Genomic DNA, 22,647 nt, shown 5'->3' with positions numbered 1-22,647 from the left:
CTTAAATTTATTAAAAAAATTTACTAAGCCGAGCTGACATCTTCAAAATACTAAAAATTGATTTCTGGATAGAAATGTTGGAAAGGTCCATTTGCAATGTAGAAACAGCATATTTTTGTGAAAAACCTATGTTAGCCTGACCATGCTCTCCAAGACCTTTCGAAACCTGATTCAATTTCTTTCCGGCACTTCCTGGGTTGCCTGGTTCTGGACATTATTGATTTTGGTGGCGTGCACCTGGCCTGGAAAAGATATTCCAGCTGCACCAGTCGTAGGATTTGATAAGTTTGTGCATTCGGGGCTGTTCACCGCTTGGATCATTTTGTGGACACTGGCTTATCCGCAAAAAGCAGCACTTTTGGTGCTGCTCGGAATGGCTTACGGCTTGGGATTGGAATTTTACCAACAGCTCCTGCCCTTCGACCGGACCTTTGATTGGTGGGACGCAGTGGCAGATGCTGTTGGCGTGTTAATTGGCTTTGCTATAAAATCGATTTTAATCGATCGTTACCGCCACCGTTTGTATTGATTGATAAGTCCGTTGGTTGAACTGTCGTGGTTCGTAACCGGCCAATCGTTTTGAAGTTCCGGGTAAATCTTATTGGCAAGCTGCTTGCCTAACTCAACGCCCCATTGGTCAAAGCTGAAAATGTTCCAGATAATTCCCTGAACGAAAATCTTGTGCTCGTACATCGCAATAAGGCTTCCCAGTGTCTTAGGAGTAATTTTCTTCACCAAAATAGAATTCGTAGGACGGTTTCCTGAGAATACTTTGAACGGTGTTAGAAATTCTATCTCCTCTTTCGACTTCTTCGCAGCCACTAGTTCTGCTCTCACTTCCTCCTCGGTTTTACCATTCATCAATGCTTCTGTTTGCGCAAAGAAGTTAGACAAAAGCATTTTATGATGCTCTCCAAGCGGGTTGTGGCTCGTTGCAGGCGCGATGAAATCGCAAGGAATCAACTTTGTTCCCTGATGAATCAATTGGTAAAATGCGTGCTGACCATTGGTTCCAGGCTCGCCCCAGATCACGGGACCAGTTTGGTAACCCACAGGCTTTCCGTCGCGTCCTGTGCTCTTGCCGTTACTTTCCATATCGCCTTGCTGGAAATACGCAGCAAAACGATGCAGATATTGATCATAAGGCAAAATAGCCTGGGTTTGCGCATCGAAAAAATCATTGTACCAAACGCCTAACAGCGCTAGAATGACCGGAATGTTCCTTTCAAATTTCGTTGTCCGGAAATGCTTATCCATTTCGTGTGCACCAGAAAGCAATTGCTCAAAGTTTTGGAAACCTACAAAACAAGCAATAGAAAGCCCGATTGCAGACCATAGCGAATAGCGGCCTCCAACCCAGTCCCAAAATCCAAACATATTCTCCGGATCGATGCCAAACTTTTCAACTTCGGCCTGATTTGTGGAAATGGCAACGAAATGTTTCTTCACATGTTCCTTATCAACCGCTTTGTCCAAAAACCAGGACCGTGCACTATGCGCATTGGTCATCGTTTCCTGAGTCGTGAAAGTCTTCGATGCAATCATGAAAAGCGTCGTTTCAGGATTCAGCGACTTGATCGTTTCTGCGATGTGGGTGCCATCGACATTGGATACAAAATGCACATTAAGACCTGGTTTCGCATAAGCTTTCAATGCCTCAGTCACCATAACCGGGCCCAGATCGCTTCCGCCAATCCCGATGTTGACAATATCTGTGATTTCTTTTCCCGAAAATCCTTTCCAGCTGCCTGATCTCACTTTGCCAGAAAACTCTTTCATTTTTGCCAAAACAGCATTCACGTCGGGCATAACATCTTTTCCATCAGACAAAATCGGCTCGTTTGAACGGTTGCGCAATGCAACGTGCAAAACCGAACGACCTTCGGTAGCGTTGATTTTCTCACCGGTAAACATCTGCTCGATGGCGTCAGCAAGTCCGGCTTCCTCGGCAAGCTGCACAAGATAAGAGCGCGTACGGGTTGTAATGCGGTTCTTCGAATAATCCAGCAGAATGTCTCCAAACCGGATCGAAAACTTCTTGTGACGATCTGCATCTTCCTCAAAAAACGATTTTAAGTGTTTCTGAGAAATGGTTTTATGATGCGTTTTCAGCTTTTTGTAAGCTGCGAGTTGGTCAAAGGGCACGGTTTTGAGCATTAGATATCGCGTTAAATTTGTAATCAGTTTAAAGACCGCAACCGCGGTTTTATCGTTCCTATAAATGCAAAAATATGACTTTTGAGGTCGTTTTAGCACCAAAACCTCAAATCTTGAGTCTTATTCCAACCCGGTTGAGCAGGCCGGTAACGATAATGACGAGTAACGCAAAGCAAAATGACTTCACTAATCCGATGACGCCTGTTCTTAAAAATTCGGGCAGACTGAAATTAATAAGCGTCAGCACGGCATACCAAAAATAAGGGACAAGATAGCAAGTCAATGTTGCTGTGCCGGCGGGCTTAATGATTGCTGCCCAGCCTTTTATCTTTTTCAAGTCAACCAGCCAGAAAAGGAACGCAAAAACGATGAAAGCAATCCCGCTGCAAATTCCAACCCATGCCGGCGTTGCCCTGATCTTCGATATTCCCCAAAGTGGTCTGATTCCAAAACCGTAAACCAGACAAACAATGCCCAGCACTGCGAGAATCAGCAAATAGGTTGAAGTGATCCCGTTTTTCTTGCTGTAAAGCCTGTAAATGACCGATGCCACAACGCCCGCCATGGTAAAAGCAGGCATAGACCCGCGCCCTACTATCCAAATATGTTCTTTTACAGGCTCTAAAAAAGATAGAATGCCCGCGAAGTCAGCGACATTAAACAAAACAAAAAACAGCCAACCCGCAACATTCAATGCAAGGCTGTCTTTGGCCAAGAAATAAACGAGTGCGCACAGCAAATAAGCCCAGCCGATCAAGCCAAGAATGCCATACCAATGCGTTTCCATTCCCGACGGATTCGCCTCGTCACCGCCGCGATAAATGTAAGCGAGACCGATCAGCAGCAGATAACCCAACATTTTCAAACCCAGAAAAAGTGGTTTTCTCTCCGGATTGGTTGGATAAACATTCCAGATCAAAAAGAACGCGATCACCATTCCGATCTCCCAAATGTATTTATTTACCACCATCAGTTCGCTCGTCGCGTTTTCGAGGTTCACGATGAAAATGCCCATTAGCAGCAGTGCAAAAGTCCGCTCCGCAATGTGAAAGAGAATGATCCCGTTGCTATCGCCTTTCGAACGCCTGTTGGCAATTGCAAATGGAATGGATAAGCCGACAATGAACAGAAAAACAGGGAACACAACGTCTGAAAGGCCCATTGCATCATCTGCACCTTTGCTATGCTCCATCCATTCGGGAACTTCTTTGAGCGTCCAGAAATCGTTAACAAAAATCATCAGTAACATGGTGACGGCCCGAAAAATATCAATCGAGTCGAGGCGCAGCGAGGCGGGTTTTAAATTTTGCATTGAGGTTTAGGAAGTAATTTTTGAAAACCTAAGATAAAGCAAATACGGCAGTTGGCAGAATGCATTTTTGCGTGTAGAACTAACTCAACAGCGGTTTTGGCGGTTTTAGCTTCGGATTTTACGGTTTAGCTAAATCACAACCCATACAACTTGGTTTAATAATTAATTTTAATTGAAATATCCTACATACCCTCTTTCATTTTGAAACCAGAACCGCTTCTGTTCGAGATTGCCTGGGAAGTCTGCAACCAGATTGGTGGAATATTCACGTATATCAAGTCCAAAGTGCCGACGATGACCGACACTTACGGCGAAAATTATGTGCTTATCGGGCCCTATATCCCGGAAAAAGCAAAACTGGATTTCCGGCCCATCCGCGAAATGGACGACTCGCCGCTTGAAAAAGCCATTGCGTATATACGAAGCCTCGACATCGAAATACATTACGGATACTGGCTCCTGGAAGAAGCCCGACCAAAGGTTATCCTCATCAATCCCAACATTCCGGCCGCCATACTAAACAACGCGAAGACGATCTTATGGAACCATCATCAGGTGTCAACGATTGTAAGTGAACCGCTTCTGGATCAGGTGATTGGCTTTGGTGAAGTAACCCGAATGCTCCTCTCCCGACTGACAGAGGAAATCAATGTCGATCAGGACATTGTTGCGCATTATCATGAGTGGATGGCCGCATCCGGACTTCCCGAACTGGTTTGTCAGAAAGTTCGTATCGCGACTGTTTTCACAACCCACGCAACATTGCTGGGGCGCTATCTCGCTCCAAATGAGCATAACTATTTTCAAAGGATCCCAACTTTCAACTGGCAGCAAAAAGCGCAGGAATACGGAATTGAAGCACAGGTAAGGATCGAGCGCAAGGCAGCGGAACATGCGAATGTGCTTGTAACAAACAGCAAATTTACTGCCCGGGAATGTGAGGTTTTCTTGGGGCGCAGTCCGGACAGTATATTGCATAGCGGCATCCACAGAAAGCCAGGTGTCGGTCACGAAGTCTTTGAAAAGCATTTGCAGAACCGTGAGAAAATTGACGCATTCACCACAGCGCTTTTCTCACCGAGTTATCAGTTGAAGCGGGAAAAAACGCTTTATTTCTTCACGTCCGGGCGATATGAATTTCGTAATAAGGGTTTTGATGTAACATTGGAGGCAGTTGCAAGGCTTAACGCAGAACTGGTCCGAAAAAAATCAGACATTAATGTGGTTTTGTTTATCATTTCAAAACAGCCTTTTTATAATGTCAAGGCAGATTTGCTGGAATCGAAACAGCGGTTTCAGGAATTGCAAAAGATCTGTAAAATGATCAGCGCGAGGTTAGGGCCAAAGATCTATGAAAATGTTACCGGTACCACAGGCCACAGACTTCCGGACCTCAACCAGCTTGTAGACGATGACCTGCAAATGACGTGGCGCCAGGCGCTCGCCAATTTCAAAAGAAAAAGCCTTCCGCCTACCACAACCCATCAACTGACCGGGCACGATGAAATGCTGGAATTTTGTCAGCACGCGGGATTGAACAACAAAGAAGAGGACCGTGTAAAAATCATCTATCATCCGGATTTCATCGAACGCGCGACTTCATTATTCTCCATGGATTATCTGGAATTTGTGCGCGGGTGCCATCTCGGCATTTTCCCTTCCTTATACGAGCCCTGGGGATATGCGCCTATGGAAACAGTTCTGCACGGGACGCCCGTCGTCACCAGCGACGCCTCAGGATTCGGCCAATTCGCAAGTGAAGCTGCTGGATTGGAAGGAAACAACGAAGTCAAAATCATAAAACGCCGCGAAAAATCAAGCGAAGAAGCAATTATACAGCTCACCGAGATCCTAACCCAATTCGTAGAAGATTTCGAAAACCACACCTACATCCCCCGCGCCACCCTACCCAAATCCGTGTTGGACACGCTATGCTGGTCAGAACTTCAAAAGCGTTACGAAGAAAATTACAAGCTGGCGCTGATGAGGCATCAGCCGGTGGCTGGGTTGTATTAGAATATTGAGCGTAAAATTTGGCACTGCAAACAAAAAGTATATCTTTGTCTTGGGATTGGGGTTTCCCCGGTCGGCAAAAGAGTTTAACAGTTTTCTGTTAAGCTCTTTTGTTTTTTACGGGAATATCTTTAATCCGTAAAGCTTCCCGTTTTTCTGATAAATCTTAGTCTGAAAAATCTCGAACGAAGCATTTTCTGCACAGCGATCCATGACACGCCTGGCAACCGGATATGCGATTAGGTCAGCCAATTGAAGCCCCGCGATATTCTCTTTCTTATCTCTAAATTCAATGTTTATATTGCAACCCGCCATTCTAGCCTTAGACACATAGTAGGTTCCTTTATTTCTGATCGTCTCGAAATGCTGGGCTAACATTCTATCCTCTTTTTTACCTCGCTTCTCAATCACTATTAACACTTCCCTGGATTTCAGTTTCAGCCCTTCCAGCAAAAATACCATCCTTTCGACAACAAAGGACAGTGCGATATCGTAAGGATCCGGCCCAGCCGATGTGTACTTTAAACAATACGCATTCTTATCAATAGCCGCCGTGATTATGTTGTATTGGCTTTCAGATATGATATCATTGATTTGTTTATAGAACGCTGACTTCACATCACCATTAAGCAAAACACAAAATTCCTTCTCGCACTTCCTTATATCCCGTGAGTGCAAAATCACGTTTGAACGCCCGAAGAATTCGCATTTAAGGGCATCAACCAACTCGCAAAATGCATTGTAGTCAACATTATCGAACAAAACGCCGCAAAGCACAAACACGGGAAATCCCGGATCAACCTTTGCCAGCCCCTGGTCACCGCACTCGTCTAAATAAAATGTAAAATTCATAAGAACAAAAAAAGGGTTCCGACACGAAACCCTTCTGTTTAATGTGGTTCTACATTTAGACGTGACAACTACATTTTGGTAACGCCATCTCTTATTATTCCACTCTTACCCAGGCAAATATCTCAATGACAACATGGTAATGTCGTCAAATTGCGTTGCGGCTCCTATGAAGTCGATGAGGCTTTCTAATGTTGCTTCGTTCATTTCTTTGGCGGTTTCCTGGGTGGAGCCTTCGCCAGTGGTGAAGAAATCTTGGAGATAATGCAGGCCATAGCGTGCGCCGGCCAAATTGTTGGCATCCGTTACGCCGTCCGTGTATAGTACAAATTTATCGCCCGGGTTCAAGGTCAGCGTGCGGGATTCGAATTCAAATGTCGGATCGAAACATAAGGCCATGCCTCCCTCCTTTTTTACGAGTTCGGTTTCGCCGTTGGCGCGAATGATGACGGGCGGCTCATGACCGGCGTCCACATATTCTACAACACCCGTTTTTACATTTAAAATACAAACAAAGGCCGTAACGAACATATAAGAGGAATTATCTTCACTCAAAAATTCATTCACGATCTTCACTTTTTCAGTGATCGAATCTCCATTGCGGTTAGAGAACTGGCTTTTGAAAATGGCTTTGCTAATAGCCATGAATAACGCAGCAGGAACACCTTTATCCGAAACATCACCGATCATAAAGAATAAATGCTCGGAATCCATCATGAAATAATCATACAAGTCGCCGCCCACAACCTTGGCAGGATGAATGAATGCGTGCAAGTCAACCCCGGCTTTACCAATGTTGGCAGGAACCGTTTTGGGCAGCATCGACATCTGGATTTCTTTCGCCACGCTCAAATCATTCTGAATGGCAATCAATTGCTCCCGGCCACGCTCCAAACTGGCCAGCATTTCAATGTGCTCGACCGTTTTAGAGATCGTGATTTCCAGATCCTCAAAGTTGACTGGCTTGGTTACAAAGTCAAATGCGCCACGGTTCATGGCCGTCCTGATGTTGTCCATATCACCGTAAGCGGACACCATAATGGATTTCAGCAACGGATTTTGTTTCTCATTTACTTTGGAAAGGAAAGTCAGACCGTCCATGCCGGGCATGTTAATGTCCGACAGAATGAGTGCGATGTCGTCGGATTCTTCCAGCCGTTCCAATGCCTCGATCCCGTTGTTTGCAAATACAAATTCGTACTTTTTATCCCTGATCTGCTTTCGGAACAGTTGAAGAATCAACATCTCCATATCCTGCTCATCGTCTACACTTAATATCCTGATTGCCATTATTTTATATGTTTTTAAATATTGATATCATAAAAAATTTACCCTTTAAAAATTTGCATTTCAAGCCGGAATAACGATCCGGAATTCCGTTTTTTCATCGACGACCGACGTCACCTCAATGCTGCCTTTGTGCGTGTCCGTAATGCTCGTGTAAGTAAGCGACAAACCCAGACCCGTGCCCTTACCCTGCGGTTTGGTCGTAAAGAACGGTTGAAAAAGCTTGGCAACAATGTCCTCCGGAATCCCGATTCCATTATCACAGATTCTGATCTCCACTTGATCGGCAAGCTTTGTTGTGGTGATTTCAATGACCGGCTCGTAACCTTCCAGCTGCCGTTTTACCTTTTCATTCACGGCATAGCAAGCATTATTCACCAGGTTTACGATCACCCGGCCAAATTCCCCTTTCGCAAGTCTTACATTTCCAACCTCGTGATCCAGGTTATATTTTAGCATTACATTGAATGTGCTGTCATCCGCCCGCACGCCCTGATACGCAAGCTTACTGTATTCTTCCAGCAGCTGGTTCAGGTCAGTGGGTTCAAGCACAGCTGCATCCGAACGGGTTTGCGCGAGCATTCCCTGGATAATGCGCTCAATGCGCTTGCCGTTTTCGTTGATCTTGACCAGATTCTGCGACAGCGTTTCGAGCAGATCCTTTTCATCGGCAATGTCGCCATCATTCATATCCGCAAGCGGCTTACCGCAAATGTCAAGCAGCTCACCCACCAAACCCTGCGAAAGCTTGGAAAAATTGTTCACGAAACTCACCGGATTCTTGATCTCATGTAAAATTCCCGCGCTCAGTTGTCCTATCTCCGCAAGCCTGTTGAGCTCAATGATTTTTTGTTGGTATAGTGCAATGTCTTGTTCCGTTATTCCGGCTCCCATAGTCATGGTTATTTAAAATTTGCTGCATTTAGCATGTTAAGCGACAACCGGCAGGAAAATTTCTATTTCGGTAAACACTCCTTCCAATGAATTTACCGACATGCGTCCTTTGTGATATTCAATAATATCCTTACTCATATACAAGCCCAAACCGGTCCCTTTCGACGTCGGTTTTGTTGTAAAAAACGGATTGAAAAGCTGCTCCTGCTCCTTGACAGGAATTCCTTTGCCGTTATCGCGGATGATCATGCAGATCCCGCCCGCAATGGGTTTTGAAGAAATTAGAATCAGTGGTTCAAAAGTCTTATCGATCTTGGCCTTTTCCAGCAGCGCATAACACGCATTACTGATGACATTCGTGATTACTTGTGCAAATTCATACGGCAGCAAGCTCACTTTTACCGGCGTGGGATAAAGCGCCATTTCCAGCTTTACAGACGCATCTTTATACTCATTTAACACTTCCTGAATGGCTGTTTTGGACTTGGCTTCCACAAATGGATTCAGTTCTGTAACCATGAAATCCGCCGATTTCCCTTTCAGCAGCTTCTGCATATCCTTCACGATCCGGGTTGTGCTGTTTCCGTGTTCGTAAATTTTTTCAAGATTTTTTTGAAGCATGCTGAAACCGCTGTCGAGATCGTCTTTTTCGTCCTCTGACAAGCCGTCCTGATGTTTGTCCGTCACTTCCGTGATCTCTTTTAAAAGCTTTCCGGACGATTGTGAAAAGTTGTTAATGTAGTTCAGCGGGTTCAGGATCCGGTCCACAATTCCTTTGGTAAGGCTGCCTACCGAAGCTAACCGCTCTTGCCGGATCAATTCCTCCTGCGTTGATTTCAGGTTAGACAATGTGTTTTCCAGATTTTCAAGAATGTTGGTTTTAATGTAAGCACCGATCAAATGCTCTTTCAGGTTTTTAACCATGTTGAAATCCCGCTCACCAAATGCATTCTCACGGTCCGTGTTTTCAAGCGTAATGTAACTTTTCACATCACCGTCAACGCGGATAAGGATCGTTATCAGCGATTTTGGCGAAAAAAGCTCGTCGATGGATTTGTTGCTGTTCTGGCTTTTGAAGTTGTTTTTCAAAAATATATCTTCAAAAATCTCCTCCCCATTTTCCACATAACGCTGTCCAGCTTCTCGTGAAGTAAGTCGGATATCTTCAACATTTGCGTTGGCGACGGAGCCTGCCAGTGCGATAATCTGGTAATTGTCAGTCGCTTTGTTGTAAATCAATGCAGACGCGCCGTTCACATTCTGGAATTCGCATAACTTATTCAAAACCAGCTGAAATAGCCTTCCCGTATTGACCTCGCCATTGATGGATTTCACAAATTCATCGATCCGCTCCAACTGATCGTTCGTTGCAGAAAGCTCTTCGGACTGAAATTCCAGTTCCTCTTTCTGATTCACAACTTCCTCCGTTCGTTCGAGAATGCGTGTTTCCAGCTCCTGTTTTTCGCGCAGAATGCTCCTTAATCGCCACCGGACCAAAAAATAAACGATCACCGACAGCAAGAGCACGTACAATGCGATCATATACCATTGCCGAAACCAGGGCACACGGATTTTAAATGTCACTGTTGTGTCTTTGGAAACGTGGTTATAAACGTCCTTCGCATGCACTTTGAATGTGTATGTCCCCGAAGGCAACCCGCTGTATTCTTTCCGGCTAAGCGGACTCCAGTCGGACCATTCGCGGTCGTAATTTTCCAGAAAATATTGATATTGAACTTGCTGATTGCTATGGTAACTTGGCAAAGCGAATTCGAAAATGAGACTGTTCTGACGGTGACCAAGCGGTTTGCTAAGCTCGCCATTTTGGGTAAATGTCAGCAAACTGTCTTGCGTAGCGACACTTCTGAGCAACACCGGATATTCATAAACGTATTGATCCGGCACTTGCAGATCAAGCCGGTGAAGGCCCTGATCCCCGCCGAGCCAGGCACTCCCGTCTTGATCAGGAAAAATCACCTGAAAAGGAACTTCGGCAATCGGAAGCAATGGCGTTTCTACGAGTTCAAATTCACCGGAAGGCTTCTTTTTGAAAAATGAAGCTGATTTTTTTGTCGCCGCGCGTTGTCCAGATGTTTCCCTTTTGATCTCCCTGAACGCGGTCAAACCAGGTTTTTTCAACATGCAGCCAAGTCGCGCGCGCAAAGCGATCGGCTTGCGGCTCATAAGTGAACAAACCGTCTTTATTGGAAACGATCAGTTTGTTTTCGTACAATGCAACCTTGTTATAAAGCGGACTCGCAATGCCCTGCGCTGCTGAAAAGCGTTTGACAGATCCCGATTTCGCATCCAGTTTGATAATGCCATTGGAAAGGGTTTCGAGCCAAAAAGTCTGCGCAGGAAACTCTGTAACGCCAACAATTTGCTCGGTAACACTTGCAACCCGCTCTGAACGCCAGCTATTTCCGGCACGCACAAACCGCGCTAACCCGTCCTGCATGCCCACATATAATGCATTGCCAGACTTTGCAGCCGTAACGCTCAGCGAAAAATTAGAAGTGATTTTCACCATTCCAGCGCCCTTGGACCATTGGAAAAGGCCTTTGTTTGAAGCAATGTAAAGCGCATCTCCTGCCTCATCAAATCCCAGGCAACTCCCGGAAAAACCTTCAACATGGACTATTTTATTGTTTTCGATAAAATACAAGCCATACAATGTGCCGATCACAATGCGGCCCTGAAAACGCCTGATGGCTGTTACTGAGCCTTTCAGGCCATCTTCCGTGCCAAAAACTGAAATTGGCGACGGCATATCAAAACGTGCGATCCCATCATTGAGCGCCAGCCAGAGATTGTGCTCGCGGTCTGTAAACATGGATGCAACCTGACTTTCCTCCAAATCTGCGCCGGCATAAACCGGAAACTGCACATTGCCATCTGCATTGATCACCAGCATGCCGCCAGTCGCCATGCTAATTGCAATGTTTCCATCCTGTAATTTTGTCGCAAAAGTGGCTTGATTACGGATTAAGACGGGATTCGCATTGCCGTCCAGGGTCTGAATGCGGTTGTTTTTCAACTGGAATATCCCCTGGCTTGTCGTCACAATAAGTGCTGAGCCATCGCTTAACGGCACCACAGAAGTAAGATCGAGCAAGGCAGGCACATTGTCATTCTGCGCAATTTCCAGAATGTTCTCATCACGGATCAATGTAATGCCTCTGTTTTTGGAATAAACAAGCATCGCACCATTAAGCGGAAATGCGGACTGTATTTTAAGGTTGTGTTTGAATGCGATTACTTTCGTCCCGTTCCAGAAAAAATTGATATGGTCCGTCACAAACCACGCGCCCGTTTTTGTTGGCACAATCTGAGTCACCTGGGCAAATTTATCTTTCAGCTTAGCCGAAAGGTTCACAAACTGATGAACACCAAACGCATCATTGCCGAGATAACCAAATTCTCCGTTCGCGCCGACGAGCACGCGGCCTTTTGCATCATTTGCGAGCGCTGAAACACGCGTAACATTCGTTGTCTGAATGGTTTTCCAGGAAACACCGTCATATTCCAGCACGCCCGCAAAATTGGCAAAATACATTACGCCCGACTTGTCCTGCGTAATCGCAAAATTCTGTCCATGCGCGTGATATTCCGAAGATCTGTAAAAGTCCGACAAAGGCCTTCCGACCTCCGGCTTTGCAGCATTCAGCGACTGTGCCGAAAGTTGTTTCGAGGCAGCCAGCAGACACAACAAGAGCAGTAACTTAATGGATCTCAACACTTTCCTCCTCATTTTGCCTGATATTAAGATCTTTTAATAGAAAATTTTCAATGATATAAAACTCCGTGTCTTCCAGCACATTAGGGATCATGGCAACGCCCAGTTCGTTCAGCTCCGTCACATTCCGGATCTGCCCTCCTTCCAATGCGCCGATCTTCGAGAAAAACAATTTTCCGTAGGTAACCATAATGGAAACATCGCCGTCGCCCAGATGCCGCCGCAGATCAATGACCTCGCCGCCTTCTTCCTGGAAGTGTTTCGAAGTGAGCAGAATTTTTTGCAGTTCGCCATTTAGCAAGCCACCCAATGCATATGTTTCGCGCAAGCGGCGGAGTTTGGAAATCAGCAGATCTTCCTCTGTCGACAGCCATTCAAGCGGCTTCATAATTTCCAGGTGAAAGGCATCATTGCTTCTGGTCATCACTTCCAGCAGCGAACGGAAACGGGCCGGGTTAGCGATTCTTAAAATATAAAATGCTGTTTCTGAAATCACCTTTGACCTTGAAACCGCATTGGCAACCAAAACCGGCGTGACCATTTCTGCATTGAAATGACGCAGTTCCTGAATTGCAACAGCCTTCGTCCACCTTGAAATCCGCGTGTAGTCCTTATTAATGATGTCTATCAGGCGCTCTTCGATTGTCAGCGTGGCCAGCGGATAAATCTCTGCATAACGTCGGCGCATTTCATCCAGCGAATCGCTATCGAGATAAGGTAACACTTTGTTTTTAATGTTTTCTGGCAAAAGCAGATCGCAAATCTCTGTGAGATAATCTCTTGCGTCCGTCGATTGGTCACTTTTCAGCAATGTCACGGCGTGAAACCGCGAACCATAAACGGCTTCAAGCACAATGAATGCTTTCCGCATAATGCGCAGCTTTTCCCTTTCAATGTTCATCATCAGCTGCGTTTCGGGCTCATAAGCGTCCATGAGATCGTGCTGTGCGGAGAGCAGCCACGCAAAAATCCGTAAATGCTCATCCAGCTCATTCAGCATGGCAGTCTGCTCCGTGGTGTTGCACGTGTAACGCAGATTTCGCAACACGTCAAGGACTTTGTCTTTTACAAACCGGTTGGGATTTTCAATGTTTCTGCGCAAAAACCGGATCGCTTCTGGACCGCCGATCTGCTCTACAATTTTTATTAAATGCAGCTGCCTGTAACGGTTGTCATTGTTGCTCAAAAATGTCTTTTCAATGTATTTCAAAAGCGCAGGGCCCGATTTTACCAATGCATCAAACGAGACGGAATAATAACGGTCGGTTTCCATTTGTTCCATCAAAAACGGCCACAGCTCAGGCCGTTTCAATTCCCCGGCGGTGTAAATGGCCGCTTCCCGCACTTTTTTATGCGGATCCTGCAAAAGCGGGATCAGATATTTGTAAGTCAGAAAACGGTTGGAACCGCCCAACCCCAGCGCCGCCTCAATGCGATCTTCCACTTTTGGTGAAAAAATCTGGTTGATCAGCATTTCAAATGGCTTGTCAAAAGCAATCTCACCCGGAACATAGGTCGGTTTTTTTCCAGCCCGTTCGGGAAACTGAAAGACTTTGTCCCGCACCATTTTTTTGTAAGAATTTTCTCCGATAAAATGCCAGCAAAGTCCAGCAGATCGCAACGACCAGAAACAGGATCGCAGAGCTCTAATGCATCCCAGCGCGAAACATTTTTTCACCAGCACAAAAAGCAGCACTCCCGCGACGAGGCCGCCCATCGCCTTCGCCCGCCCCCTTCGATCCGCCCCTGAATGTTGAGCCGCAATCTGGCCAGAATGGGTTGATATAAAACCTGGTAAGCAGGCTCCGCAATAGCCTTTCTGATCGCACTCATGAAAAACCGGGACAATGCAATGCAGGCAAAAAAGATCGCAGCCGTGTCATAACCCAGACCATAAATCACGGAAACCGCAAAACTGAAAACAAGGCTCAGCGGCAGGATCAGGATCAATCTCAACCCGTATTTGCTGATCAGCTTGTTATAAAGGAAGCTTTTGATAAAAAATTCTAAGATGGCGCTTATGCCGAGAAAAAGAAGCCGAGAAAGCTGGCCAGCGATTCTTTGTCAGGAAAGACATTGCGCGACTCGGTGAAGAAAATGTACTCGACATAAAACAGCGCAAAAACGGGCAACAGCGCCAGCAGGAATATGTTTCTATAATATTTCGAATCCACTCCATCCTGAACTGCATCATCGGCCGCCTTCACCTTGACCACAATGCGTGTGTGGTCTGCGGTCACGTGGCGCTTATGGATTTGTTTCAGCAAAACAGCACAAACGACCAAAAAACCAACCGCAATGATCCAGGAAGTGAATCGATCGGCAAAAATTTCACAAAAGCCGGCACCGCCAGATACATGATCACAAGCAGAAAAAACTTCACCGCTGTTGATGAGCGAGGACAATCTTTGGATTGCTGGAAATTAAAAAGTTTTACAACAACCGCCCAGAATGTTACGCCATTGACCAAAACAAAAATCCGGTTTACCAGAATAAACGGCAGAAAAACACCCATTTGCTTCCCGTCAAATGATAAACGATGTCAGAAAAAAAGCGATGGAAATGATCCAGAAAAAGTCGGCATTTTCTCCCAGCCGGTCAATGCAATCCGCTTTTGAATGCGCGTCAAACCAAGCCCGAGCAAATACACAAAAATGCCGCCGACCACATAAACCTGCGGCAGCATAAGCCGGTCGAAACTCACCAGAAACGAAGAAGCGACCACCGTCTCGAACAATGCAGTTGCGCCACCCATAAAAAATGAATAGGCCATCAGCAGGCTCACGAGGCTTTCCTCGTCCTTTCTGATGTTGAGCATCCGCGATATGTCCTTGATTTTTTTCACAGATTATGTTGTAAATCTTCGATAATAATAGATATTCCGCTCGGGCATCTGATATAAAGGCCTGATTTTTCCGAGATATCGGAAGCCAAGATCTTCGAGCGGCTTAATGCGCGAGGCAACGGGCTGTGCAATGATGAGTTTGACGCCGCGGGAGGCAGCGAAACTGATCCGCTCATTCCGGCAATCTGAAAAGCCATTTCCGCGATAACCCGGAGACACCACGAGCCGGTTGAGCGACGCATAAGGTCCATTTCCGAAGCCTTCCAGGATGGAACCGTCGAAAAGATCGGCGTGCGGGATGGAACTGTAATCATTGTGAAAGCTCAGCCGTGCAGCCGCCACAATTTCCTTATTATGCAGGATCACCCAATGATGCGCCAGCAGATCTTCATCATCAAGCCACGCCTTATGCGAAAAAAAATCCCGGCTTACCCCCTGCTCATCCTTCCAGGCCAACACCCTGAGCGCCCCCATTTCGTCCAGCCGTTCGGGGTAATCCACTTTCATGAGCAGGAATTCAGAATTTCTGATTTCAAACCTTGTTTCCATTAAGCGAGGGGATTTTATATGCAATAACTCCATTTTGTTGTGTCAATCTTATTTCCTGTTCGTGTCAAAAAGCAGCCCACCGAGAACACGCGACCTTCCTGCGGATAACGCGATGCCGAGAGGTCACGCCTTCCGCCGCCCTGATGCCCGGGACAAAATATTCATGGTTCAGAATGTTAGAAACCTGAACCTGTAAACTGAACATATCCAGCACATTGTGATAAGTCAATGTGGAATTAAGCAGGTAAATCGCATCAAAACGTGTGATCGGATTGCTGCTGCCGGATGTGCCGACGCCGGACTTTCTGGCGCTGATGTAATTATTTGTGACGCTGATGCTGAGATTTTTGACGGGCTCATAAACAGCGCCCAGGTTCGCAGACCACGGCGCAATGTCGCTTTTACCGGATCTTCTGGCCTTCCACTTTGCTCAGATCGCGCGGATTGTCTGTAAGTGAAGTTGCCAGATGTTCAGGTTTTTAATGTCATATCTGGCCTCAGACTGCAACCCCATAATCCGCTGCTTGCCCAATGCCTGAAATTGTTGCGTAGGCAAACCCGCCGGAGTCGTTGCGGCAGCCAATCCAACCGCATTGCTGTAATTGGCGATATAACCCGCAATATTAAACGACATTGCTTTGCTTACCCGAACCGAAACGCTGCCTTCCACATTCTTTACACGCTGGGTTGTAAAGTCGGATTGTTCAGCTGGCGCTCGCGGTTTGTGGCATATTTTTGAAGATAAGAAGCATCTTTAAACGCCTCAGTATAAATCCCTTTGAAGACAAACATGCCTTTGGAATAAATCAAGCTCAAACGCGGGTTGAACACAAAACCATAACCACCATTGGAACGGATCTGGTTGTGGTCAAGCCGGAACCCGAGGACCATTTTCAGACTTTCGGTCCAGTTGTAAGTGGCTTGTGTGAATATGCCAATGTCAAAAAACGCGGAAGTTATCGCCGCCTGCCAATGTGGAATCCGGGCGTCCGGTTTCGTCTGCGTTTTCAGCTTGGGAAGTTATGTAGTTGGCCTGGATAATGCTGTTCCGGATCTCGATGCCGCTGTTAATGTCCAACTTCGGCAATGGCGTAAGCAAAACCCTGAACTCGTTTCGAAGCTGATTGGAAACGCGATACCAGTAAGGAATCGAGTAAGTCGGTTTGCGCGCGTTTAGTAGATCGATCACGCCGTAACTGCCATTGAAATAACCGCGGTAAGTAGGCAGGTTGGTTGCACCGTTCAGCTCGTGCAGGCGGTAGGAAGTCAGGTTCATGATCTGCACCTTTTCCGAAATAAACTTATTGTAAGTCAATGCAAAAGCCTTGTTATTGGCCACCCAGCGCGAGACATCGGGCGTGACAATGCGGGAGCGGTTTGTATACCAGGGCGTTGCGCCTTCATCCGTTTTCCAGCTCATGAGCGAGATCATAAAATCCTTCGAACTCGATCTTGGCGCGGATAAAGAAGTTTCTTTCGAATCATCATTGAACCCGACCTGCTTTCCATTCACATTGGCCTGAAACAGATTCGCGTTATCAAGCTCGGCGGCTTTGGCTTTGCCTGCGTTCGTAAGGCTTAATGCATTCGCCGCGCCGTTCGCATCGTAACCGATCTGGTATAGATCGCTATTTGGAAAAAGCGTCGTCAGTTTGTTGTTGGTAATGTAAGTCTGCGCTGCGGCACCATTGATATTTTGTTGGGCCGGATAATTGTTTGCCGTTCTTGGGTCGTAATTCCATTCCGGATATCGGCTGTAATTGAGCTCGTCGGAAGCAAAAAAGCGTGACGTCACAGAAACAGCCACGTCCTTCGTCCGCATCGTCACCACGCCATCGACCAGTTTTGTATTTAATGATCCGTAGCGAATCTGGCCATTTGTGGAAACGACCATTTTCTTCCCCTTCCGGCATTTCACGATCCAGGAAACGCTTGGTAATGAGGTTAATAGCACCCATAAACGCATCGGCACCATACATTGTAGAGGCAGGGCCATAAATCACCTCCACGCGCTCAATGTCGGATAATGCGTATTGTCGCGAAATGGGAATGTTGTCCGAATTCAAGTCGTTTTCCTCTACACCATCTACGAGCAGGATCGTGCGGTCGTTCGATGTGGAGCGGTAACCGCGCTGGTAAAATGTCACATAGGAAGGCCCGTTTCCACGGATCACGTCGAAACCCGGAATGTCGTTGAGCATTTGGGTCAGGTCTTTGTAGCCGCGTTTTACAATGTCGGTTTGGGTCAAAACGGTTACGGTTGCGGGCACTTGCAGGAGGTTTTCAGCCTTTTTGGAAACGGAAGTGATCTGGATAATGCGGTCCATGAGGTCGCGCTGCTGGGCAACGAGGTCTTTAAACTGAGGCAGAGAAGAAAACTCCGGCTCGTAATTTTGGTTTGCTATCAACAGGTTTCTTACAGCCGTTGCAGCCTGCGGCAATGAATCAAGCGCCAGATAAGTGAGCGCAATGATCTTGTAAGCCTGCACTTGGGCATTAGGCGAAAACTTGGTTTTCAGACAAGGATTCAATATTTGAAAAACCTCATCAAAATTGCCCGTCCGGTATTTTCTGTCAGCTTCGGGAATGATCACTGTTGCGTCGCAATCTTCCTGCGCAAACGCATGCGAGCATGACAATGCTAGGGTTATAATGATAAAGAGAAGTGTAAATTTTTGCTTCATATGCTTATCTGATATTGCGGGACAGTTTTTCGTAAGGAATATCCTTTCCGATGTATTGATCCCACTCTTCCTCGGTCAATTCTCTCTTCACTTTTTTGGAAACTTCGGCGAACAGATCCGCTGAGTTAATGTCCCATATGCGGACCGTTTTGTCTGCCCCGGCCGCGAGCAATTTGTTGCCGTCGCGCGTAAACTGAATGTCCATTACCCAATAATCAAAGTCACTCAACAAGACGGGCTGCTGCTTGGAAAGATCTTCTTTTGCATTCCAGATGCGGATTTTCCAGTCATAGCAAGCCGTTGCAATGCGGCTGCCGTCGGGTGCGAATGCAATGCTCGTAATTCCGGATGTATGCGTTCCCTGCGTGCCAGTTAAAGAATTCGAAACAGGTTCGTCGTTGCTCATCCGCAAATTGTAGAGCATGCCCGAGCTTGTGCCGAAATACAAATGTTTTTGATCTGGAGTAAATGCCATTGATATCAGTCGGCCGCGCAGGTTAGGCAGGGAAAATTCCGTTGGCTTGGCGTCGAGTTTGGTCAGGTCGAGGCGGATCAGTTTGCCATTTCCCGTTGCCAGGAACATGAAACGCCCGTCACCGGGCATTTCCACGGCCGCGATTTCTGTCCCAACATTCACATTTTTCAGCACATCGAGCTTCTTGTCGCTGACGTCCCAAAGCCTGATCTGACCGGCCGAACTGATAGAAATTAAGTTAGGTTTGTTATTAATGTTTCTGACCGTCATCGAGAAAATGATCCCGTCGTGGCCGATAATGGTCTTGGCCGGTGCCGTTCCGGAAACCAGATTGTCCCAGCGAACGATCTGGCCATTGGATGAACCGGTGAAAATGGATTTTCCATCGGGCATAAAAGCCACCGAACGAATGCTCCGGAATGTTTGTCTCGGGTTGCGGAATATGAGTGGCTTGGCAGCGGGCGTCTGGTAACTCCACAAACTCGACAATGCCGTCATCGCCTGCGGTTGCAAACAAAGAATTTGCAGCTTGCGGCTCGGCAACCACGCGTACAATGTCATTATGGGCGATCAATGTTGCCTTAGCCTCCGGCGGCTTTGGATAATGCATTGAAAATATCCGGATTCTCGCGCTCACCGCCATTTTTTATATTGAAATCGTAGGCTTTTAATGCGAGCAATGCAGTCAGTTCATCGCCTGCGGGCATTTGAAATGATTGAATGGCGATGAAGCGGGCCACGGCTTTGGAGCGCTGTTTCAATGCATCATTACGCCAGCTTTCCGCCTCTTTTTGAGCCGATTGCGCGTAAACTTTCTGCCTGTCCGATTCCTTTTGCGCGCTTACTGCGTATTCTTTTTGAATTTCTGTTTGTTTTTGCGATTCAACGGCCAGCTTTCCTTGCATTATCCGCCTGGATTTTCTGTTCTTCGGCAATTTGCTTCGCGATTTTTGCGGCAATGCTTTCCTTTACCGCTTTTTCCTGCTCTCTGACTGCAATGCCTTTTTGTTCTTCGGTCAATGTCTTTTGCAATTCGGCAAATGTGCCTTGCTGCTCGGCAATTTTCTTTTGCGAAATGGCCTGCACGCGTCTGGTCTTCGGCGCGTCTTCTTTCTTCCAATGCAAGGCTTTCTTTTTCCAAAGCCGTTTTCTCACTCTGCTGCGCTTGCGTACGCAACACGAGTGCAACAATCAGGAATAAAAGCGATACTAACGAACTGATCCCAAGCACAGAAGCGAAGATCCGCGCTTTACGGAGCTCCCGTTTCTGACGGTCTTCTTTCTGGCGGACTTCGAGCTCATATTGGCTTTTACTATAATCTAAAAAATTGGTTGCACGCTCAAAAAACGGGTCATAGCGCTGCGCCCATTCCAATGTCGGCTCGCTTTCTTTCAGCCATTTAAGTCCTAATTGCAATTCGGGATTTACCCAAAGTCCGGTGCGGCCTTCCTGATAAAGCGAGGCGGAATAACTGAGTTGTTTGTAAAGTTTGGCCGATTCCAGTTCCTCTTCGATCCACTTCCGGCACCGCTCCCAGAATGTGAGCACTTTTTCAACGGAAACGTCAATAATGGAATCGTGATCGATTTTTACACCCGGTTTTGGGGTGCGAAATCGAGACGCCGTTTTCCCGAAAAACAAGGATGACATCAATCAGCAGATAATCCGGAATGCCCGTTATCTGAATGATTTCGCGTAAAGGCGTCGGGTGTAGCGAAGATGCGTCTGCTCGGGCCGAGTACAATGAGTGATTTGAAAAGTTTGGCAGCTGCATTCCGTCTTTTTTCGTCCAGCCGCTGCGTGTAAATTTCCTCGGCATGCATCGTGATCGATTCCTGCATGGTGCCAATTGCTTCATAATCAGCACGCGAAACGGGAGAAGAAAACGGTTTTGTTGACATCCAGCGATCCCAAGTGCGCATTAATGCGTGTTGCGAGAATGGGCAGGAAATCCGGATTGTCGGAAAGTTCTTTCAAAAGTCCGGTTACCAATGCTGGCTCAATGCTCGCACCCGCTGACTCCACCGGGCCGACGATCACCTGCTTTACTTCCTCCGCATTCATCTTTGGAAGCAGATAATAACCGCGGTTAATGACTTCGGTGAGTCCGTTGAATTCCGTGCAATGATCGAGATAATCTGAGCGCATGGTGATGACCGCGTGCACGGGTAATTCCCGTTGATTGATCAGCGCAAGCAGCAATTGCACGAATGCATTGGTCCTGTTCTTGCCAGAAAAATCATCCGCCAGCTCGTAGCGGAACAACTCTTCAAATTGGTCGATAACGATCAAAATCTTCCGGTCCGTGGCGGCCGAGAGCAATGCTAATGCTGCCTTCGGATCGGTGCTCAGCTGTTTTTCAATGGCCAATGTGTCGCAGGTATGTCCCAGTCCGGGTCGTCGCTCCGCATGGCCGTTTTCACTGCATTTACAAAGTTTCGAACCGGATGTCCACCCGGTCGAGAAAATCATCACTTTCCAAAGGCCTGTATCCCTTTGCTTCGTCACATCGCGTTCTTCGAGTTGAAGGGATCAAACCAGCTTTAATCAAAGAAGAATTGCCACTTCCGGACGATCCGATCAACGCAAGAAAGCGCCCATCCAGGAGCTTGTTTTTCAACTCTCGGATGTGCGCGTCCCTGCCGAAGAACAAAGCATGATCTTCATAATCATAACTTCTAAGGCCTGGAAATGGATTGGTAACAGTAGAATTATCAACCATATTTTTCAGGTTGCGGCAATTTTCATTACGAATTTGTTACGGTTTTTTCCATCGGCATATGCATACGAAAACTCATCGACACCATTGATGGTCAGGAAAATACCCAAACCGCCAATCCCGCGCTCTTCAAGCGAAAGCGTAAGATCCTGCGCATTCGGCAAGTCTTTCGCCAACGGATCAAATGGTGCCGCAATGTCTTCCAGGATCACCACCAGCCGGTCATCGGTAATTTCGCTCAGCACCTGAAAATCAGCTTCTATGTCGGGCTCCTGATAACCATACAGAATGATGTTCGTAGCAATTTCGTCAACCGCCAGTTTGAGGCTGTAAGTTGGCTTTCCGGCCAATCCAGCCCGCTGTGAAAGCGCACCAATGTATTCCCGCAGCGCATCGAGCGAATCAACAGTGCCGGGAAAACTTCTCGATTCCATTATTCTGGATTTTTAAACTGGATACTGATCAACGATAGTCACGCTGTGCTGCAAGCCTGTTTTGGTAAGCGTGTCAACGATCAGCTCCTGCGGATCTCACAATGTAAATGGATAATTTCGGACCGATTTTCTGTTTTGAATAAATTAAAACCCTAAGCCCGGCAGATGACATAAAGTTAAGATCCTCTAAGTCAAGCACCAATGAATCGATGGGCTGATTAGCGATTTTCTCAATCTCAGTTTGAAAAACCCGCGCCGAAAGTGAATCCAGCTCGCCATGCAGCGTGAAAGTAGCCACCTGGTCTTGTATTAGTGATTCTATTTGAAAAGCCATTTTATGAATGTTTTGAGATTTAAAAATTTATTTACCAACCAACACCACCGTCGCCCTGCCCCCAACGAGGAATCTGCCCTGATCATCCAGCTTCGGCTCTTTGCCGATCTCGTAAATGTCTTGGCCTGACGGCATGTCCGTGTTCACGGCCAGGTGCCAGCTTTGTCCGTTCGGGAGCGTTGGAAGTTCGTAGTATAAGCCGTCCCAATGGGAGTTCATTGCTACGTAGATGGAATCGTCCACGATGGTTCCGCTTTTGGCATGAGCGCCCCGTCCAGCATGAATGCCAGGCAGCGGCTGCCGCTTGAAAAGTCGGGTTGCCAGGCCTGCGTTCCGTGGGATGTAATGTCCGCGTATC

The 22,647-nt window shown here is 46.8% G+C and carries 28 protein-coding genes; 3 read left to right on the top strand and 25 right to left on the bottom strand.

Annotated elements, in window-relative coordinates; translation table 11 throughout:
• The first annotated feature begins 142 nt into the window (after positions 1-142).
• Entirely contained in the window at positions 143-529 is a 387-nt protein-coding gene (locus AC0IYG_RS05420) for a VanZ family protein (RefSeq protein ID WP_471710043.1), read from the top strand.
• Here AC0IYG_RS05420 and pgi read toward each other — a convergent pair.
• Both pgi and AC0IYG_RS05410 read right to left on the bottom strand, forming a co-directional pair.
• Positions 508-2,157 carry a glucose-6-phosphate isomerase gene (gene pgi, locus AC0IYG_RS05415; protein WP_471710041.1) on the bottom strand — a complete coding sequence of 550 codons (1,650 nt, stop codon included), beginning with the start codon at positions 2,155-2,157 and terminating at the stop codon, positions 508-510. The two genes, AC0IYG_RS05420 and pgi, sit on opposite strands and share 22 nt — an antisense overlap.
• Before the next feature lie 106 nt (positions 2,158-2,263).
• Positions 2,264-3,469 (bottom strand): heparan-alpha-glucosaminide N-acetyltransferase domain-containing protein, encoded by a 1,206-nt coding sequence (locus AC0IYG_RS05410; protein ID WP_471710039.1) that lies wholly within the window; start codon positions 3,467-3,469, stop codon positions 2,264-2,266.
• 201 nt (positions 3,470-3,670) lie between these two features.
• Here AC0IYG_RS05410 and AC0IYG_RS05405 point away from each other — a divergent pair, with 201 nt between their 5' ends.
• Positions 3,671-5,485 (top strand): glycosyltransferase family protein, encoded by a 1,815-nt coding sequence (locus tag AC0IYG_RS05405; RefSeq protein ID WP_471710037.1) that lies wholly within the window; start codon positions 3,671-3,673, stop codon positions 5,483-5,485.
• A 114-nt stretch (positions 5,486-5,599) separates the two neighbouring features.
• On the opposite strand, the gene AC0IYG_RS05400 is transcribed toward AC0IYG_RS05405, so the two are convergent.
• From AC0IYG_RS05400 to AC0IYG_RS05350, 11 genes are all read right to left on the bottom strand, one after another.
• Positions 5,600-6,334, bottom strand: coding sequence for a DUF3800 domain-containing protein (locus tag AC0IYG_RS05400; protein ID WP_471710036.1), 735 nt, complete (start codon positions 6,332-6,334; stop codon positions 5,600-5,602).
• A 105-nt stretch (positions 6,335-6,439) separates the two neighbouring features.
• Positions 6,440-7,621, bottom strand: coding sequence for a PP2C family protein-serine/threonine phosphatase (locus tag AC0IYG_RS05395; RefSeq protein ID WP_471710034.1), 1,182 nt, complete (start codon positions 7,619-7,621; stop codon positions 6,440-6,442).
• 60 nt (positions 7,622-7,681) lie between these two features.
• Positions 7,682-8,512, bottom strand: a complete 831-nt coding sequence (locus AC0IYG_RS05390; RefSeq protein WP_471710033.1) for a sensor histidine kinase — start codon at positions 8,510-8,512, stop codon at positions 7,682-7,684.
• Between the two features lie 36 nt (positions 8,513-8,548).
• Positions 8,549-10,654 (bottom strand): ATP-binding protein, encoded by a 2,106-nt coding sequence (locus AC0IYG_RS05385; protein WP_471710336.1) that lies wholly within the window; start codon positions 10,652-10,654, stop codon positions 8,549-8,551.
• On the bottom strand, positions 10,542-12,263 hold the full coding sequence (locus AC0IYG_RS05380) for a ligand-binding sensor domain-containing protein (RefSeq protein ID WP_471710032.1): 1,722 nt from the start codon (positions 12,261-12,263) through the stop codon (positions 10,542-10,544). Before AC0IYG_RS05380 ends, AC0IYG_RS05385 begins: the two co-directional genes overlap by 113 nt.
• A complete protein-coding gene (locus tag AC0IYG_RS05375) occupies positions 12,235-13,815 on the bottom strand; it encodes a HEAT repeat domain-containing protein (RefSeq protein ID WP_471710031.1) in 1,581 nt (526 codons plus the stop codon). The genes AC0IYG_RS05380 and AC0IYG_RS05375 overlap by 29 nt, the downstream gene beginning before the upstream one ends.
• A 107-nt stretch (positions 13,816-13,922) precedes the next feature.
• Positions 13,923-14,204, bottom strand: coding sequence for a hypothetical protein (locus AC0IYG_RS05370; protein WP_471710029.1), 282 nt, complete (start codon positions 14,202-14,204; stop codon positions 13,923-13,925).
• Positions 14,205-14,266: 62 nt separating this feature from the next.
• The gene (locus AC0IYG_RS05365) at positions 14,267-14,488 is read right to left on the bottom strand and encodes a hypothetical protein (protein WP_471710028.1); all 222 of its coding nucleotides are present in this window, start codon (positions 14,486-14,488) and stop codon (positions 14,267-14,269) included.
• 20 nt (positions 14,489-14,508) lie between these two features.
• Positions 14,509-14,763 (bottom strand): hypothetical protein, encoded by a 255-nt coding sequence (locus AC0IYG_RS05360; RefSeq protein ID WP_471710027.1) that lies wholly within the window; start codon positions 14,761-14,763, stop codon positions 14,509-14,511.
• Between the two features lie 27 nt (positions 14,764-14,790).
• Positions 14,791-15,093 (bottom strand): hypothetical protein, encoded by a 303-nt coding sequence (locus tag AC0IYG_RS05355; RefSeq protein WP_471710025.1) that lies wholly within the window; start codon positions 15,091-15,093, stop codon positions 14,791-14,793.
• A gap of 3 nt (positions 15,094-15,096) precedes the next feature.
• Positions 15,097-15,642 (bottom strand): GNAT family N-acetyltransferase, encoded by a 546-nt coding sequence (locus AC0IYG_RS05350; RefSeq protein ID WP_471710024.1) that lies wholly within the window; start codon positions 15,640-15,642, stop codon positions 15,097-15,099.
• 61 nt (positions 15,643-15,703) lie between these two features.
• On the opposite strand from AC0IYG_RS05350, the gene AC0IYG_RS05345 reads away from it, so the two are divergent.
• Positions 15,704-15,838 carry a hypothetical protein gene (locus AC0IYG_RS05345; RefSeq protein ID WP_471710022.1) on the top strand — a complete coding sequence of 45 codons (135 nt, stop codon included), beginning with the start codon at positions 15,704-15,706 and terminating at the stop codon, positions 15,836-15,838.
• A 234-nt stretch (positions 15,839-16,072) separates the two neighbouring features.
• On the opposite strand, the gene AC0IYG_RS05340 is transcribed toward AC0IYG_RS05345, so the two are convergent.
• The 12 genes from AC0IYG_RS05340 to AC0IYG_RS05285 all read right to left on the bottom strand — a co-directional run bounded on the left by AC0IYG_RS05340 (position 16,073) and on the right by AC0IYG_RS05285 (position 22,532).
• Positions 16,073-16,312, bottom strand: a complete 240-nt coding sequence (locus AC0IYG_RS05340; protein WP_471710021.1) for a hypothetical protein — start codon at positions 16,310-16,312, stop codon at positions 16,073-16,075.
• 5 nt (positions 16,313-16,317) lie between these two features.
• Positions 16,318-16,575 carry a TonB-dependent receptor domain-containing protein gene (locus tag AC0IYG_RS05335; RefSeq protein WP_471710335.1) on the bottom strand — a complete coding sequence of 86 codons (258 nt, stop codon included), beginning with the start codon at positions 16,573-16,575 and terminating at the stop codon, positions 16,318-16,320.
• Between the two features lie 695 nt (positions 16,576-17,270).
• A complete protein-coding gene (locus AC0IYG_RS05330) occupies positions 17,271-18,326 on the bottom strand; it encodes a TonB-dependent receptor (RefSeq protein WP_471710020.1) in 1,056 nt (351 codons plus the stop codon).
• Between the two features lie 4 nt (positions 18,327-18,330).
• Complete coding sequence (locus AC0IYG_RS05325; RefSeq protein WP_471710019.1) at positions 18,331-19,362, bottom strand: WD40 repeat domain-containing protein; 1,032 nt, start codon at positions 19,360-19,362, stop codon at positions 18,331-18,333.
• A gap of 20 nt (positions 19,363-19,382) precedes the next feature.
• Positions 19,383-19,706, bottom strand: a complete 324-nt coding sequence (locus AC0IYG_RS05320) for a hypothetical protein (protein ID WP_471710018.1) — start codon at positions 19,704-19,706, stop codon at positions 19,383-19,385.
• Entirely contained in the window at positions 19,706-20,452 is a 747-nt protein-coding gene (locus tag AC0IYG_RS05315; protein ID WP_471710016.1) for a hypothetical protein, read from the bottom strand. The genes AC0IYG_RS05320 and AC0IYG_RS05315 overlap by 1 nt, the downstream gene beginning before the upstream one ends.
• Complete coding sequence (locus tag AC0IYG_RS05310; RefSeq protein ID WP_471710015.1) at positions 20,452-20,703, bottom strand: nSTAND1 domain-containing NTPase; 252 nt, start codon at positions 20,701-20,703, stop codon at positions 20,452-20,454. The genes AC0IYG_RS05315 and AC0IYG_RS05310 overlap by 1 nt, the downstream gene beginning before the upstream one ends.
• Positions 20,663-21,310 (bottom strand): nSTAND1 domain-containing NTPase, encoded by a 648-nt coding sequence (locus tag AC0IYG_RS05305; protein WP_471710014.1) that lies wholly within the window; start codon positions 21,308-21,310, stop codon positions 20,663-20,665. The genes AC0IYG_RS05310 and AC0IYG_RS05305 overlap by 41 nt, the downstream gene beginning before the upstream one ends.
• On the bottom strand, positions 21,231-21,524 hold the full coding sequence (locus AC0IYG_RS05300) for an nSTAND1 domain-containing NTPase (RefSeq protein ID WP_471710013.1): 294 nt from the start codon (positions 21,522-21,524) through the stop codon (positions 21,231-21,233). The genes AC0IYG_RS05305 and AC0IYG_RS05300 overlap by 80 nt, the downstream gene beginning before the upstream one ends.
• Before the next feature lie 5 nt (positions 21,525-21,529).
• Positions 21,530-21,955 carry an ATP-binding protein gene (locus tag AC0IYG_RS05295; RefSeq protein WP_471710012.1) on the bottom strand — a complete coding sequence of 142 codons (426 nt, stop codon included), beginning with the start codon at positions 21,953-21,955 and terminating at the stop codon, positions 21,530-21,532.
• A 73-nt stretch (positions 21,956-22,028) separates the two neighbouring features.
• Complete coding sequence (locus AC0IYG_RS05290) at positions 22,029-22,289, bottom strand: STAS domain-containing protein (protein ID WP_471710011.1); 261 nt, start codon at positions 22,287-22,289, stop codon at positions 22,029-22,031.
• Between the two features lie 27 nt (positions 22,290-22,316).
• Positions 22,317-22,532, bottom strand: coding sequence for a hypothetical protein (locus tag AC0IYG_RS05285; protein WP_471710010.1), 216 nt, complete (start codon positions 22,530-22,532; stop codon positions 22,317-22,319).
• Positions 22,533-22,647 lie beyond the last annotated feature (115 nt).

It is taken from the genome of Dyadobacter sp. AC419 (assembly GCF_979253085.1).
This window is presented reverse-complemented; position numbering and strand designations above follow the sequence as displayed.